Source organism: Mesorhizobium sp. M7A.F.Ca.ET.027.03.2.1, from assembly GCF_003999175.1.
In the GTDB taxonomy this organism is placed as follows: domain Bacteria; phylum Pseudomonadota; class Alphaproteobacteria; order Rhizobiales; family Rhizobiaceae; genus Mesorhizobium.
The window spans coordinates 1-901 of record NZ_RZOM01001584.1; the positions used below are offsets into that span (position 1 = coordinate 1).

Consider the following 901-nt stretch of genomic DNA (forward strand, 5'->3'; position numbering starts at 1 on the left):
GGTGCAGGGCGGAGCCAAAACCATGCTCGACGAGCTGTTGCGCTGGAGCGAGGCTTTGAAGCCTATGCGGGTTGCCTGAAAACGCTGGTCTTCCGCAAAAAGCCCGGCTTGCTCATGGCATAAAGAGGTGGAATGTTTGCGCAAATGGACAAGCCGGGGGGCGGTTCGACTTGCGCTTGCTTTTTGCCTTGCTGCTGATGCTCATGAGCACCGCCGCCGCGGTGGCTGAGCGACGCGTGGCTTTGATCATAGCCGAGGACGGCTACCGCCTGGTTCGGCCGCTCGCCAATCCGGTCCATGACGGCGAGGCGATGGCAGCGGCGCTGAAGAAGCTCGGCTTCGAGGTCATCCTCGAAACCAATCGCGACCTGCGGCGAATGCGCCGCGCGCTCGACGATTTTCGCCTGGATGCCAAAGGCGCCGACGTGGCGCTGGTCTACTTCTCCGGCCACGGCGTGGAAATCTCGGGCGACAACCGGCTGCTCCCGATCGATGCCGACGCCTCCTCGCTCGATGCGCTGGAGAAGACCAGCCTGCCGCTGGAAGAGGTGCGCGACAGCGTGGCCGCCACGGCCAAGGTCGGCCTGATCATGCTCGACGCCTGCCGCAGCGATCCCTTTTCGGGAAGCAGCGGTGAAGGGCGCGGCGCGACATCGCTGGCAAAGGATGTCTCCGACAAGGTGAAGCCGGGTCTCGGCCGGATTGGCCGCGCCGAAAACATCCTGTTCGCCTTCTCCGCCGCACCGGGCGAGACGGCTGCCGACGGCACCGGCCAGAACTCGCCCTTCACGACAGCGCTGACCAAATATCTCGGCACCGACGGGCTCGAGATCCGCTCGGTGCTGACGCTGGTGCAGCAGGAGGTCTACGATTTGTCGCGGGGCAAACAGCTGCCTTACGT

At 64.5% G+C, this 901-nt stretch carries 1 protein-coding gene; it reads left to right on the top strand.

Annotated elements, in window-relative coordinates; translation table 11 throughout:
* Positions 1-203: 203 nt before the first annotated feature.
* Positions 204-901: caspase family protein (locus EN750_RS36600; protein WP_245482928.1), on the top strand; the 698-nt coding region annotated here is incomplete at its 3' end.